Source organism: Microbacterium sp. NPDC007973 (genome assembly GCF_042958465.1).
Taxonomy (GTDB): domain Bacteria; phylum Actinomycetota; class Actinomycetes; order Actinomycetales; family Microbacteriaceae; genus Microbacterium; species Microbacterium galbum.
The window spans coordinates 336,100-349,978 of sequence record NZ_JBIBJJ010000003.1 but is presented as its reverse complement, the minus strand read 5'-3'; the positions used below and the strand labels follow the sequence as shown (position 1 = coordinate 349,978).

General features: G+C 72.7%; 11 protein-coding genes and 1 tRNA gene. 8 read left to right on the top strand and 4 right to left on the bottom strand.

All coding sequences use genetic code 11. From position 1 onward, the window contains the following. Positions 1–74 precede the first annotated feature (74 nt). From dusB to ACFZA2_RS10630, 5 genes are all read left to right on the top strand, one after another. On the top strand, positions 75–1,244 hold the full coding sequence (gene dusB / locus ACFZA2_RS10650; RefSeq protein ID WP_391404281.1) for a tRNA dihydrouridine synthase DusB: 1,170 nt from the start codon (positions 75–77) through the stop codon (positions 1,242–1,244). Then, entirely contained in the window at positions 1,216–2,568 is a 1,353-nt protein-coding gene (locus ACFZA2_RS10645; protein WP_391404278.1) for a deoxyguanosinetriphosphate triphosphohydrolase, read from the top strand. Before dusB ends, ACFZA2_RS10645 begins: the two co-directional genes overlap by 29 nt. Next, positions 2,568–4,409 (top strand): DNA primase, encoded by a 1,842-nt coding sequence (gene dnaG / locus ACFZA2_RS10640; protein ID WP_363391765.1) that lies wholly within the window; start codon positions 2,568–2,570, stop codon positions 4,407–4,409. The genes ACFZA2_RS10645 and dnaG overlap by 1 nt, the downstream gene beginning before the upstream one ends. Positions 4,410–4,489: 80 nt before the next feature. Next, on the top strand, positions 4,490–5,263 hold the full coding sequence (locus tag ACFZA2_RS10635) for an ATP-binding cassette domain-containing protein (protein WP_391404274.1): 774 nt from the start codon (positions 4,490–4,492) through the stop codon (positions 5,261–5,263). Positions 5,264–5,325: 62 nt separating this feature from the next. Next, positions 5,326–5,401, top strand: a tRNA-Asn gene (locus tag ACFZA2_RS10630). Positions 5,402–5,437: 36 nt separating this feature from the next. On the opposite strand, the gene ACFZA2_RS10625 is transcribed toward ACFZA2_RS10630, so the two are convergent. The 3 genes from ACFZA2_RS10625 to ACFZA2_RS10615 all read right to left on the bottom strand — a co-directional run bounded on the left by ACFZA2_RS10625 (position 5,438) and on the right by ACFZA2_RS10615 (position 8,478). After that, entirely contained in the window at positions 5,438–6,490 is a 1,053-nt protein-coding gene (locus ACFZA2_RS10625) for a hypothetical protein (RefSeq protein WP_391404271.1), read from the bottom strand. 143 nt (positions 6,491–6,633) lie between these two features. Beyond that, positions 6,634–6,777, bottom strand: coding sequence for a hypothetical protein (locus ACFZA2_RS10620; protein WP_391404268.1), 144 nt, complete (start codon positions 6,775–6,777; stop codon positions 6,634–6,636). An 84-nt stretch (positions 6,778–6,861) separates the two neighbouring features. Next, a complete protein-coding gene (locus tag ACFZA2_RS10615) occupies positions 6,862–8,478 on the bottom strand; it encodes a protein kinase (protein ID WP_391404265.1) in 1,617 nt (538 codons plus the stop codon). 245 nt (positions 8,479–8,723) lie between these two features. On the opposite strand from ACFZA2_RS10615, the gene ACFZA2_RS10610 reads away from it, so the two are divergent. Together ACFZA2_RS10610 and glsA are read left to right on the top strand one after the other, a co-directional pair. Continuing rightward, the gene (locus tag ACFZA2_RS10610) at positions 8,724–11,195 is read left to right on the top strand and encodes an acyltransferase family protein (protein ID WP_391404262.1); all 2,472 of its coding nucleotides are present in this window, start codon (positions 8,724–8,726) and stop codon (positions 11,193–11,195) included. 57 nt (positions 11,196–11,252) lie between these two features. Continuing rightward, positions 11,253–12,197, top strand: a complete 945-nt coding sequence (gene glsA / locus ACFZA2_RS10605) for a glutaminase A (protein ID WP_391404259.1) — start codon at positions 11,253–11,255, stop codon at positions 12,195–12,197. Between the two features lie 105 nt (positions 12,198–12,302). Here glsA and def read toward each other — a convergent pair whose 3' ends face one another. Beyond that, positions 12,303–12,869: a peptide deformylase gene (gene def, locus ACFZA2_RS10600; RefSeq protein WP_391404256.1), complete on the bottom strand. Its 567-nt coding sequence runs from the start codon at positions 12,867–12,869 to the stop codon at positions 12,303–12,305. Between the two features lie 41 nt (positions 12,870–12,910). Here def and ACFZA2_RS10595 point away from each other — a divergent pair, with 41 nt between their 5' ends. Beyond that, positions 12,911–13,873, top strand: coding sequence for a DMT family transporter (locus tag ACFZA2_RS10595; RefSeq protein ID WP_391404253.1), 963 nt, complete (start codon positions 12,911–12,913; stop codon positions 13,871–13,873). Positions 13,874–13,879 lie beyond the last annotated feature (6 nt).

Here is a 13,879-nt window from a genome sequence, read left to right as displayed (position 1 = left end):
CCTCCCCACCCGGTGCCCGTCCCCGCATCCGTCGGGGGCGGGCACCGTCATGAGCGCACGTCTGGGAGAATGACATGGTGAACACGGCACTGGCCCCGGCGCGGACGCTCCGCATCGGCAACATCGAACTCGACGCTCCCGTCGTGCTCGCCCCCATGGCCGGCATCACGAACACGGCGTTCCGTCGCCTGTGTCGCGAATACGGTGCCGGGCTCTATGTGAGCGAGATGATCACGACGCGCGCCCTCGTGGAGCGCAACGACACCACGATGCGGCTCATCCGGCACCACGAGTCCGAGACGCCGCGTTCGATCCAGCTCTACGGCGTCGACCCCGCCACGGTCGAGGCGGCGGTGCGCATGATCGTCGACGAAGACCACGCCGATCACATCGACCTGAACTTCGGCTGCCCCGTCCCGAAGGTCACCCGTCGCGGCGGGGGTGCCGCGCTGCCCTGGAAGACCTCGCTGTTCCGCGAGATCGTCGAGCGCGCGGTCGCGGCCGCGGGCGACAAGCCGCTGACGGTGAAGATGCGCAAGGGCATCGACGCCGACCACCTGACCTACCTCGAGGCCGGTCGCATCGCCGAAGGGGCCGGAGTGGCATCCATCGCCCTGCACGCCCGCACCGCGAGCGAGTTCTACTCGGGCCACGCCGACTGGGCGGCGATCACGAAGCTGAAGGAGACCGTCACGAGCGTGCCGGTCCTCGGCAACGGCGACATCTGGTCGGCCGACGACGCCGTGCGCATGATGGACGAGACCGGCTGCGACGGCGTCGTCGTCGGTCGCGGCTGTCTCGGTCGCCCATGGTTGTTCGGCGACCTCGCCCGCGCCCTCGGCGGCCCTGGTGCCGCGCACGGAGAGCCCGTCGACGCCACGCTCGGATTCGTGGCGAAGGCCTTCCGCCGCCACGCCGAGCTGCTCGTGGAGTTCTTCGACGACGAGGGCCGCGGATGCCGCGACATCCGCAAGCACGTCGCCTGGTACTTCAAGGGCTATCCCGTCGGCGGCGAGCTTCGTGCGAGCCTCGCGACCGCGTCGACGCTGGAGGAGATCGACGAGCTGCTGGCCACGATGGAGCTCGACGCGCCCTACCCGGGCGCCGCGGCGGAGGGGCAGCGCGGTCGCGCCGGCACTCCCAAGCGCCCGGCCCTTCCCGACGGCTGGCTCGACTCCCGCGAGATCGGCCACGACGCCGGCCGCGCCCTCGCCGATGCGGAGCTGCACCACAGTGGTGGTTGAGGCGTCGGCCACGGCCGCCCGTCCGGCCGGCTACGACGATGACGACGCCGGCCGCTTCCACGTCGAACGGCACCGCTCGCAGCGCGACGACTTCGCGCGTGATCGCGCCCGCGTGCTGCACTCGGCCGCCCTGCGCCGCCTCGCCGCCAAGACGCAGGTGCTGAGCCCCGCGAGCCCCGCCGACTTCGCCCGCAACCGCCTCACGCACTCGCTCGAGGTCGCTCAGGTGGGCCGCGAGCTCGCGACCGCGCTGCAGCTGTCGCCCGACGTCGTCGACACCGCGTGCCTCAGCCACGATCTCGGTCACCCGCCCTTCGGGCACAACGGCGAGCGGGCGCTCAATGAATGGGCCGACGCCATCGGCGGGTTCGAGGGCAACGCGCAGACCCTGCGGATCCTCACGCGCCTCGAGCCCAAGGTGTTCGGCGCCGACGGCGAACCGTTCGGTCTGAACCTCACCCGCGCCAGCCTCGACGCCACGTGCAAGTACCCGTGGACCGTCGACGAGCCGGTGCCCGACCCGGGCGGTCGGCTGAAGTTCGGCGTCTACCCCGACGACGAGCCGGTGTTCCACTGGATGCGCGGGGGCGCCCCGGCGCGACAGCGCTGCATCGAAGCCGAGGTCATGGACCTCTCCGACGACATCGCCTATTCGGTGCACGACTTCGAGGACGCCGTCGTCAACCGCTACGTCGATCCTGCGCGACTGGCCTCACGGGTCGGTCGCGAGGGGCTCCTCGACGCCATCCAGCGCTGGGTCGGGTACGACTTCGTGCGCGACGACCTGGCCGCAGGGCTCGAGCGGCTCATGGCCATGCCGGAGTGGATCCACTCCTTCGACGGCACCCGGCCCGCGCTCGCGCGGCTGAAGAACCTCACCTCCGACCTGATCGGTCGGTTCGCCCGCGCGGCCACAGCGGCCACGCGCGAGGCGTACCCCGCCGACGAGCTCACCCGCTACCGCGCGCATGTCATCGTCCCGGCCGAGGTCGAGGTCGAGATGGCGGTGCTGAAGGGCATCATCGGCGCGACCGTCGTCTCGATCGACGGCCGCAAGGTGCTGTACCGCGAACAGCGCCACGTGCTCAAGCGCCTGGCCTCCGCGCTGTGGGAGAACCCCGGTGCGCTCGACGCCCTGCACGCTCCCGACTTCGCCGCCGCGACCGACGACGCCGCGCGCCGCCGCGTCGTCGTCGACCAGGTCGCGAGCCTCACCGATCAGCTCGCCATCTCGTGGCACGGACGTCTCGTGGGCGAGGTCGACGCCGCCGAGCTCGGTGTCTGGGCCCCCGGCGCGCGGGCGTCGCGCGGAGCGGATGCCTGATGGCCGGACGCATCCGTCAGGCCGACGTCGACGAGGTCAAAGCGCGGGTGAACATCGCCGACGTGATCGGCGAACGGGTCGCGCTCAAGCCCGCCGGCGTCGGGTCGATGAAGGGACTGTGCCCCTTCCACGACGAGCGCAGCCCGAGCTTCAACGTAAGGCCGCAGGTCGGCTACTACCACTGCTTCGGCTGCGGCGAATCGGGTGACGTCTACTCGTTCCTGCGCGCGATGGACCACGTCTCGTTCACCGAGGCGGTCGAGCGCATGGCGGCCCGCGTCGGCTACACCCTGCACTACGAAGACGGGGGAGCAGCCCCCGAGACGTCGGGGCGATCGCGCCTGTACGCCGCGAACGCGGCCGCGGCGGAGTACTTCCGCGCGCAGCTGATGACCCCCGAGGCCGAGACCGGCCGCCGTTTCCTCGGCGATCGCGGGTTCGACGCGGGGGCGGCGGCGCACTTCGGTGTCGGATACGCCCCCAAGGGCTGGTCGCACCTGCTCGACCACCTGAATGCGCAGAAGTTCACGCGCGACGAGCTGCTGCAGGCCGGGCTCGTCTCCCAAGGGCAGCGCGGGGTCTACGACCGGTTCCGCGGGCGCCTGGTGTGGCCCATCCGCGACATCACCGGCCAGGTGATCGGCTTCGGGGCGCGCAAGCTCTACGACGACGACCAGGGCCCGAAATACCTCAACACCCCCGAGACCCCGCTCTACAAGAAGACCCAGGTGCTCTACGGGCTCGACCTGGCCAAACGCGACATCTCGCGATCGCACCGCGTGGTGGTCGTCGAGGGCTACACCGACGTCATGGCCTGCCACCTCGCGGGAGTGACCACCGCCATCGCCTCGTGCGGCACGGCCTTCGGCAGCGACCACATCACCGTGCTCCGCCGCGTGATGGGCGACGACAGCAGCTCCGGCGAGGTCGTGTTCACCTTCGATCCGGATGCCGCGGGGCAGAAGGCGGCGCTGCGCGCCTTCGCCGACGAGAAGCGATTCGCGGCCCAGACGTACGTCGCCGTGGCTCCCGAGGGTCTCGACCCGTGCGACCTGCGCCTCCAGCGCGGAGACGGCGCCGTCCGCTCGCTCATGGAGACCAAGGCCCCCATGTTCGAGTTCGTCATCGACCAGCGTCTCAAGGACTTCAACCTCTCCAGCGTCGAGGGGCGCGCCGGTGCCCTCCACGCGGCGGCGCCCATCGTGGCCGACATCCGCGACCCCGCGCTGCGGCCGGGTTACGTCCGCGTGCTGGCGCGACGACTCGGACTCGACATCCCCGAGGTGCAGGCCGCCGTCGAACGCGCCGCCCGCGGCGCCGACCGCGCCGAGAAGCGCGACGCGCAGCGCACCGCCGAGCCCGCCCCGGTCGCCGTGTCGGTCACGATGGCTTCGCTCCCGCACACCCGCGACGTCGCGCTCGAGCGCGGGGCCATGATGGCGTTCCTGCAGTACGGGCACCGGATCGATCCCGACCTGTTCCTGCGCGCGCTGCAGACGCCGTTCGGCCACCCCGCTCTCGAAGCGGTCCGCAGCTCTCTGGCATCCACCGATCTGTCGCAACCGGGCTGGGCCGTGACGGCCGTCGAGGCGGTGCGCGAGCCGTTCCGCTCGCTCGCCGCCGAGCTGCTGACGGCCGAGTTCCCGGCGCGCACCGAGGAGGGCGCGGTGGCGTCGGCGAACGACCTCGCCCGCGGCCTGCTCGTGCGCGAACTGCAGCGCGAGAAGGACGAGCTGCTGCGCGGGATCCAGCGTGTTCCCGCGGAGTCCGAGGAGGGGCGCCGCCTCCGCCTGCGCCTGCGCGAACTGGATGCCGATCGCCAGCGTCTCGTCGCCGGCTGAGACCGCCCCGCGCTACCGCACCGGCGTGTCGCGAGGAAGCCCCGCGACGGGGAGGCGGATCCTCGGCGAGGATGGGGGGCATGCCCCGGTCACTCGACACCGACGTCGCCCTCCGCACCGACGACCTCTCGCTCGCGCGCAGCGGCGTGCGCGTGATCGACGGCATCACCCTCACCCTGCCCGCCGGGCGCACGCTCGTGGTGCGCGGAGCGACCGGGGCGGGCAAGACCTCGCTCGTGTCACTGCTGGCCGGTCACCCCGACGACGGCCTCACGGTCGTCGGCGGAGACGCGCGCGTGCACGGCATCTCGGCACGGCGTCCCGGCCGCGCCCGTCGTGAGTGGACCTTCCACACCGGCTATCTGCCGCAGGGAGCCGGTGCCGGACTGCCGTCCCGCCTCACCGTGCAGGATGTCATCGCCGAGCCCATCACGAGCCGCGACCGCCGGGTCAACACCCGGGCGCTCGCCGTGCGCGTGGCGACGCTGCTCGATGAGATGGAACTGCCGCTGGGCACCGCGCCCAAGTACCCCTACGAACTGAGCGCCGGCATGCGCCAACGCGTCGCCCTCGCGCGCGCCCTCGTTCTCGAGCCGCGCCTCTTCGTGGCCGACGACCTCTACGCCAACCTCGACGTCGAGGTGCGGTCCGCCGCGCGCGCATCGATCATCCGCCGCCGCGACGAGCGAGGGATGGCCTCGCTCATTGTCACGAACGACGCGGACGCCCCGCGCGACCTGGACGCCGACGTGCTCGTGCTGCACGCCGGCCACGCCGTCGCCCTGGGACACGGCGACCAGACGCTGCAGTGGACACCCGACGGCACGCCCGAGCGACGGATTTCGGCCCGCTGATTTTTCCGCCGCCCCCGCGTGCTGTTAGTATCGTGGGGTTGCCCGCCGCGAGGTGAGCATGATCCTCGGTAGCTCAATTGGCAGAGCAATCGGCTGTTAACCGATAGGTTCTTGGTTCGAGTCCAAGCCGGGGAGCCACAGAAGGCCCGACGTCCGCGTCGGGCCTTCGTCGTCTCACCCGGCGGCGACGGGCAGGTCTTCGTCGGAACGCGGCGGGTGCGCGACGAGGTCGCGCGCTTGCGCGGCGTCGAGGTGCGTGGGGAACAGCGTGCGCGAGAACTTCCCCGTCGGATCCTCCTTCGCGCGGGGCAGCTCGATCGCCGCGGCGTCCACCAGGGCGAGTGCGGCTCGTCGCTGCACCGGAGTCATCGCGAGCGCGCCGTGGCGACGCAGCAGCAGGGGGACGCGGAGCTTCTCCGGCCCCTCCAGGATGAGGAACAGCGATCGCGTCCCGCCGATGATCATCGCGGTGGCGCTCAGGCGCGCCGAGGTCAACTCGCTCCCCGCGACGACCCGCGACCCGACCCGCGCGCGTCCCGCCTCGACGTCGACCCAGACGTCGGGGACCTGGCGCCGCGCCCACGCGACGCCGCCCGCGACAGCGGCCACCACGCCGACCCCGAGGGCGACGAGGATCCCCACCGGCGCCTCGCGAACGGTCAGCAGCACGAGCGGCACGAACTGCCATACGCCCCACACCCCGGCGACGAGGGCGGGTACGGCGAAGATGAGCAGCGAGCCGCGATCCCGCCGCGAGACGAGGACCCACCCCGAGGGGAGCGGACCGTCGTCAGGTGCGGCATCCTCTTCTTTCCGACCCCGCCCCGTCGCGCGCGCGATGACGATGCTCACGGCGCCGAGGATCAGCAGGCCGACCCCCAGAGCGCTGAGCCGCACCGTCGCGCGTTCGCCGTCATCCATCCCTTGCGAGAGCACCAGGATGCCGAGCCCTCCGGCCGCACCGACCCACCCCTGCATCCCCAGCAGACGCCGTGCGCGGCGGTGCGCCGCGGCGCGGTCGGGGGCGCGCGGGGAGGCGGCGGGCTCCGGATCCCACGACGAGCGGGTCGCCCAGACCAGCGCGACGCCGACGCCCGTCAGGCCCGCGGCGAGCCCGAGGGCCGACACCAGGCTGACGACGCCGCCCGAGGGGAGCGAGACGAGGGATGCCACCACCACAGGCAGTGCGACGACGGCGACGACGATCGCGGCTCTCCTCGGCGACATTCTTCCCCCCGCGCACAGTGAAGCGCGATCCGCGCCCGCACGCGAGGGGTTGCGGCCGGCCCGCTCCGGATGCCACGGCCGTGAACGCGGGAGGCGGCTTCGCGCCGCGGAGCAGGCATACGCGCCAGAGCGAGATCGGCGGGTCAGGCCGGGTCGTCGAGGCCTTCGGTGCGTCGGGCCTCCTCCTCGTCGGGGTCGGCGTCCATGTCGGGGACGATGGAGGTGTCGTCGCGGTCGGTCTTCTGCGCGGCGGGGTCGGGGACGGGGAGACGGTCGGGATCACTCATGCCGGCAGCGCATCATGCTGCCGCATCCGGTGTCACGACCGTTGACACGCAAGACCCGCCGCGCCGATCCGCACGACCGTCGCATCACCGCTTTCCGGGGCCGCCGTTCGCGTTACCGGCGCCCGCGCCGTTTCCGTTCTCTGCGCCCTTGGCGTTCCCGTTCCCGTTTCCTGCGCCGTTCGCGTTGCCTCGGCCCGATCCGGGCCCCCCGCCGGCATCCTTCCCCGGCTCGGCTCCTGACCCCTGACCGGGGTCCGTTCCCGGGTCCGAAACGGGCGGGTCGGCGGGCGCGGGCTCGAGCGGCACGACCTCGACGGGAGTCTGATCGACCGGTGACGTCTCGGTCGTTCGCTGGTCGGTGTTCACGACCGGATCGACGAGCGTATCGGAGACCGGTGCAGAGGGAGTCGACTCCGGGGTCTCCGCCACGAGCGACGGCGCGGGGGAGGGGACGCCCCCGGTGGCGGGGACGCCGCCCGCTCCCGCGAACGAGAACGCGACGAGGTGGCCCCCGACCACGACGGCGGCGGCCGTCCCGACCCCGGCCCACGCCCACCGGCGTCGGCGTGAGCGCGCCGCAACGGGAACCGTCCCTCGCTCTGCCGCGTCGGATGCCGCAGGCGAGGGCTGATCCTCGCCCAGCGCGGCCGACCTCGCCGTGGAGGATGCTGCGTCGAGGAATGCAGGAGCTGACACCCGCCCGGCGGGCCGGGCGGCAGCCCCCGCCGGAACGGGTGCCGTCACCCGCGCGGTGGGGGAGTCGTCATCCGGCGTCGGACCGCCCAGGCCGGGGTCGGCCCACGCGGTACCGGCCGCCACGGTCATCGGACCCGTGTCGGCCGCGATCGCCTGCTGCCCGACCGCGAGCGCCGCCGCTCGCTCGGCCACCGCGGACGCGCGGGGGCGGGCCGACGGGTCGTGGGCGGTCATCGCCGACAGCAGGGATCTCCACTCGTAGCCGAGCGTCGACGGAACGTCGGGCTGCCGCGCGAGCCGCGCCAACAGGGTCTCCTGCACGGAACCGCCGCCGAACGGGTGGAGGCGGGTGAGGGCTTCGATCGCCAGAAGGCCGAGCGCGTAGACGTCCGAGGCCGGCTGGGGCGCCTCACCGCGCACCTGCTCGGGGGCGAGGTACGCAGCGGTACCGATGACCGTCCCGGGTGTCGTCAGTCGCGTGGCATCCACGAGGTGGGCGACACCGAAGTCGGCCAGTACCGCTTCGACGGCGCGGTCGCTACCTCGCACGGGTCGCAACAAGACGTTGGAGGGCTTGATGTCGCGGTGCACGATCCCCGCCTCGTGGACGACGGCGAGCGCCTCGGCGAGGTCGGCCATGATGCCGGCGACCTCGGCGGGGGCGAGCACCCCCTGCTCGATACGCCGCTGGAGCGACGGACCGTCGATGAGCTCCATCACGAGGTAGACGTGATCGTCGGTGTCGAGGCGGGCGTCGTAGAGCGTCACGAGCGCCGGGTGGTCGAGGGCGGCCAGCGCGCGCGCCTCCGCCATCCGCCGCAGGGACTCGGCCTCGTCGGTACGGTCGGTGAAGAAGATCTTCACCGCGACGTCACGGCGGAGCACCTCGTCGCGGGCGCGGAACACCCGTCCCATCCCTCCGGCGCCGATGCGCTCGGCGAGCACGTAGCGCCCGCCGAGGATGTCGCCGGCGTGGGGCATCGTCAGGTCGGGAGCGTGGCTCATCGGTTCCTTCACACGGGTGCCGCGAGGGCGGGCAGCGAGCGGGCGTCGGGCGACATCCACCGATCCGAACGCTACGGGCCTCCGCCGCTCGCGCGGCGGGGGTAGCGGCGGGCGCGGGGGGCGCGCATAATGACGGGCCGATCAGTTGCCGCCGCTGTCGCTCGACCACACCGCTCGCGCAGCCGCCATGGGAGCGCTTCCACTAAGCTCGTTCCGGCCGTCCCCACCGGTCGGAAGGGACTCCCATGACCGCTGGTGTCCCGCGCATGCGCCGCGACCTCCAGGGGCTTCGAGCGGTGGCCGTTCTCGCCGTCGTCGCGACGCATCTGACGGGGTGGCCGCGCGGAGGGTTCGTCGGGGTGGACGTGTTCTTCGTCTTGTCGGGGTTCCTCGTGACCGGCATCCTTCTCGCCGATCTGCGCGCCGAGGGGACCGTTCGCCTGGCAGCCTTCTTCGCGCGGCGCGTGAAACGACTGGTCCCCGCCGCCCTGCTCGTCATCGGCGTGGTCGTGGCCGCGGCATCCGTGCTCTTCTCCTCCACCCGGGTCGACCGCACCCTCGGCGACGCCGTGGCAGCGATGGGCTTGGTGTCGAACTGGCGCTTCGGGCTCGAGGGCCGCGACTACTTCGCCACCGGCGACGTCTCACCCCTTCAGCACTTCTGGTCGCTCTCGGTCGAAGAGCAGTTCTCGCTCGCTTGGCCCCTCCTGGTGCTGCTGACGGTGACGCTCCTACCGGCAGCGGCCCGTCGCGGACGCACCGCCCGCGCGACGATCGCGGTCCTCGCACTCGCGGTCGTGGTGGCATCCGGTGCCGCCGCGGTGACCCTCACGCCGAGCGACCCCTCGGTGGCGTACTTCTCGACCGTCACGCGGGTGGGGGAGCTCGCCGTGGGCGCGGTGCTCGCCGCGAGCGCCGGCCCGCTCTCCCGCGTCCCGGCCCCGATAGGTGGGGCAGGGGCCTGGATCGGTGTGGCGGTCATCGTCGCGGCGTTCTTCGTGGTGGACCCCGCCGCTCCCTTCCCCGCGCCCTGGGCGGCGCTGCCCGTGGCCGGGGCTGCTCTGGTGATCGCGGGCGGAGTGGCCGGCGACCCGCGTCACCGCCATCTCTTCGTGTTGACCAATCCCCTCTCCGTCGCCGTCGGCGATATGTCGTACTCGTTGTACCTCTGGCACCTCCCGGTCATCGTCTTCGCCGGCGTGGTGCTGACGCCGGGGCCGGCGGCCCTCGCGATCACCGCTCTCGTGATCGTCGTCCTCTCGGTCGCGACCTTCCTGGGCGTCGAGCAACCGCTGCATCGCCTGCCGTGGCCGCGCGGTCGACATGTCGCCGTGGATGCCCCGGCCTCGGCGCGCACCACCCCCGCCGCGCCGCCCTCGACCGCCGCGCGACCCACCCCCGCCGCGCCGCCCTCGACCGCCGCGCCTCCGGCCCGTGTCGGCGCCCTCGCGTCGCGTCCCGCGGGCTGGGTGCCCGGTCAGCGGTACTACCCGGGCGCGCGACCCGCCCGCCCCGCGATCGACGCCGCTCTTCCCGCGTCCGTCGAGGCAGCCGCTGCCGAGCGCCCCGCCTCCGCGGCGCAGACACCCCCGACCGCCCCCGCTGAGCCGGGTCGTGCGACCGCCTCGCCCGTGCCCACCCCCGCCGCGACACTCTCGCCCGCGATGGGCGCCACGACGACCACGGTCCCGTCCACCGCCGAGGCGTGGGCGTCGTGGCGCTCTCGCTTCGCCCCGCGCGTCGGAATGGCCCTCGCCACCCTCGTCATCGGCGCCGGCGCGACCCTCCTCGCCGTCTTCGCGACCTACGGCGCCCCCACCCTTCCGGGCATGCCCGTCGCCGCGCCGGCCCCGGCCGAGGTTGACGCCGTGGCCGGAGACGCGCTCGCCACGCTGCAGAGCGACCTCGCGGCCGCGACGACGGCGAGCACCTGGCCCACCCTGCATCCGTCGCTCGACGACGCCATGCGCGACTCGTCGGCCGCCAACCGTGCGCACGATTGCTTCACCCCCGATCGGGCCCCCGATCCCCGCGGTTGCACGTGGGGCGATCCCGGCGCCGCGCACCACCTCTACCTCGTGGGCGACTCCAGCGCGATGGCCTACGCGCCCGCGTTCGCGCGTCTGGCCGACGAGAGCGGCGGCGCCTGGCGGGTGACGACCGTCGGCATGTACGGATGCCGTTTCACCGACGTCCTGATCGAGAGCCGTGACCCCGCGGTCACCGCCGGCTGCGGCGCACGCAAGAGCGAGGTGGCGGCGATGGTCGCGTCCGACCCCGCGGATCTGCTCGTGGTGTCGAACGCGTTCACCCTCGCGCGAACGATCGACGGCCGGGACCTGAACGCGGGCGAACTGGCATCCTCCACCGCCCGGGAGGTCACCGGCTGGGCTCCGCCGGGACGCACCGTGTATCTGGCGCCGCCGCCGCACGGTGCCGACCTCGGCCGGTGCTTCTCGCCCATCACGGGACCGGCATCGTGCCTGTCCGCCGTCGACGACGTCTGGACCGCCATGGAGGAGGCGAGCGAGAAGCAGGCCGCGGCGACCGGCGACGCCGCGATCAGCGCGCTGCCCTTCACCTGCTGGCAGGGGGTCTGTCCCGCCTTCGCCGGCGACACCCCCGTGCGCTACGACGACACGCACGTGACGCCGGCTTTCGCCGAGCGCCTGACCCCGATCCTGCGCGGCGAACTGGCGGCGCGCGGCCTGTACTGACCGCCGGAAAGCGCAATCGCCCGCGCCTGCGCAGGGGAGGGCTGCGAGGGTGGGGGAGTGGCCCCTCCCGCATCGCCGTCTCCTGCCGACCCCTCCCGTTACGACGTCGAGGCGCTGCGCGCGCGCCTGCGCCCCCACCGCGATGGTCGAGTCGACGACAGCATCCCGGCGCTCGCCGCCGCCGACCCCGACCTGTGCGCCATCGCCCTGGCCCTGCCGGACGGCAGCGTCCGCGGCAGTGCCGAGGCCGGTGTTCGCGTCAGCGTGCAGTCGGCGGTCAAGCCGTTCCTGTTCGCTCTCGCCCTGCTCGACACCGATGGCGGTGCCCTGGAGCGCGTCGGCATCGAACCGACGGGAGAGTCCTTCGACGCCATCACGCTCGAGACCGGCACGGGTCGTCCGCCGAACCCGATGGTCAACGCGGGTGCGCTGCTCACGGCATCCCTCGTCGACGGCACGGGCCCGGAGGGGCGGATGCAACGGATCGCGGCCGGGCTGGCGGCTTTCGCCGGCCGCGAGCTCGACGTCGACGACGAGGTCGCCCACGACGAGCACCTGCGGGGCGACCGCAATCACGCCCTCGCCCACCTCCTGCGCGCGGAGGGCGTGCTCGACGCGTCGGCCGACGACGCCGTCGCCGTCTACGCGCGGGCGTGCGCGACGCTGGTGGATGCCGAGACCCTCGCCGTGATGGGCGCGACGCTGGCGGGAGGCGGCGTCAATCCGCGCACGGGAGACCGCGTGATCCCCGCGCGCGTCGCTCGAGACGTCGTATCGGTGATGGCGACCTGCGGGATGTACGACGGATCGGGACGATGGATGCGGGCGGTCGGTGTCCCGGCCAAGTCGAGCGTGTCGGGCGGGATCGTCCTCGCCGCACGCGGGGGCCTCGGAGCCGCGATCATCAGCCCACCGCTGGACGCTCAGGGCACGAGTGTGCGAGGACACGTGGCGAGCGAGCTCCTCAGTGAGGACCTCGGGCTGCACGCCTTCGGCGGGTGAGGTGCGGGGCGGTCCCGGGCGCACGACAGCAAACGAGGCCGTCGGTCGGCCGCTCGTATGGTCCGGATCGCCGCGTCCCCCGGATGCCGGGACCGGCGGGGACGGTCAGGCGTCGATGTCGTCGACGCCCGGCATCCACGAGGCGCCCGGCTTCCCCCACTTGCGCTTCTTCGCGATCTTGGCGATCACGCGCGCGTCCTCGTCATCGAGACGGTCGATGTACAGGATGCCGTCGAGGTGATCGAATTCGTGCTGCAGGATGCGTGCGCGCCACCCCGACACCTCGATGCGCACCGCGTGGCCGTCGAGGTCGGTGCCCGTAAGCACCGCTGCCTCCGATCGGCGCAGCGGGAAACGCTCGCCGGGGAACGACAGGCACCCTTCGCTCTCGTCGTCGGGGTCGGGGTAGCCCGGCTCGAGCGGACGGATCCACAGCTCCGGGTTGATCACGACGCCGCGCCACGGGAGGCCCTCGTCGTCCTCGTACGTGTACGTGAAGATCCGCAGACCCACGCCCACCTGGGGGGCGGCGAGGCCGACGCCGGGGGCGGCATCCATCGTCTCGAACATGTCGGCGACGAGCTGACGCACCTCGTCGGTGATCTCGTCGACGCGGGAGGCGGGAGCGTGCAACACGGGATCGCCCATGATGCGGATCGGGAGTACGGCCACGTCACCAGCCTATCCAGCGGGCGGACGGCTATCGTCGAGGGGTGATCCCGCTCGATGCAACCCTCAGCGACGGAATCGACCAGCTCGTCGGCGTGTTCCGCGATCCGCGCATCCTGCTCGGCATCCCGCTCGCCCTGCTGGGTGCGGTGTTCATGTCGTTCGGGGCGCAGTACCAGCACCGCGGGGTGCAGAAGGTGGAGCGCCTGTCGGGCAAGACCACCGGGGGGCTCTCGCGCTCGCAACTCACCTCGTTGCTGACGCGCCCGTCGTGGGTGGCGGGCACGCTCATGCTGGGCCTCGCGATCGTCTGCCAGCTCTCCGCGCTCTCGGTGGCGCCGCTCATCCTCGTGCAGCCCCTCGGCGCGATCGCCCTGGTCATCACGACCGTGCTGAACGCGCGCGTGTCGCGCCACAAGCCGACCAAACAGTCGCTGTTCGCGATCGCGCTCTGCGTCGGCGGCATCTTCATCTTCGTGACGATCGCCGCGTTCTTCGCCACCGAGCACGTCATCACCGAGCGCGAACTGCTGATCATCCTCGGCATCCTCGCCGTGGTCGTCATCGTGTTCGGCGTGTTCTGGGTGCTCGTTCGTCGTCGCGCGCAGGCGCTGTTCTACATCATGGCCGCGGGCGTGATCTATGGGTTCGTCGCGACGCTCGCGAAGGTCGTCATCAGCCGCGCCCAGGCCGGCAACTTCGAGTGGCTGACGCTTCTCTGCCTCGTGGCGCTGCTCGCCGCGGTCGCGGTCGGCGCGTACTTCGTGCAGACGGCCTACTCGGTCGGTCCGCCCGACCTGGTCATTGCGGGGCTGACCGTCATCGACCCCATCGTCGCCGTGCTCATCGGCCTGCTCGTGCTCGGTGAGGCCTCCACGGCCCCGGCCTGGGCGCTCATCGGGTTCGTCATCGCGGGGGCGATCGCCACCTGGGGCGTCATCCAGCTGACGAAGCACCACCCGCAGATCGCCGCCGACGGTAAGCCCGCCAAGCCCCGCGTGCACTGACGAGCC

Excerpts from the sequence above, each read along its gene's own strand:
- ACFZA2_RS10645 (WP_391404278.1), top strand. The coding sequence starts at position 1,216 with ATGCGGAGCTGCACCACAGTGGTGGTTGAGGCGTCGGCCACGGCCGCC.
- ACFZA2_RS10610 (WP_391404262.1), top strand. The coding sequence starts at position 8,724 with ATGACCGCTGGTGTCCCGCGCATGCGCCGCGACCTCCAGGGGCTTCGA.
- ACFZA2_RS10620 (WP_391404268.1), bottom strand. The coding sequence starts at position 6,777 with ATGAGTGATCCCGACCGTCTCCCCGTCCCCGACCCCGCCGCGCAGAAG.
- ACFZA2_RS10635 (WP_391404274.1), top strand. The coding sequence starts at position 4,490 with ATGCCCCGGTCACTCGACACCGACGTCGCCCTCCGCACCGACGACCTC.
- dusB (WP_391404281.1), top strand. The coding sequence starts at position 75 with ATGGTGAACACGGCACTGGCCCCGGCGCGGACGCTCCGCATCGGCAAC.
- dnaG (WP_363391765.1), top strand. The coding sequence starts at position 2,568 with ATGGCCGGACGCATCCGTCAGGCCGACGTCGACGAGGTCAAAGCGCGG.
- ACFZA2_RS10615 (WP_391404265.1), bottom strand. The coding sequence starts at position 8,478 with ATGAGCCACGCTCCCGACCTGACGATGCCCCACGCCGGCGACATCCTC.
- ACFZA2_RS10625 (WP_391404271.1), bottom strand. The coding sequence starts at position 6,490 with ATGTCGCCGAGGAGAGCCGCGATCGTCGTCGCCGTCGTCGCACTGCCT.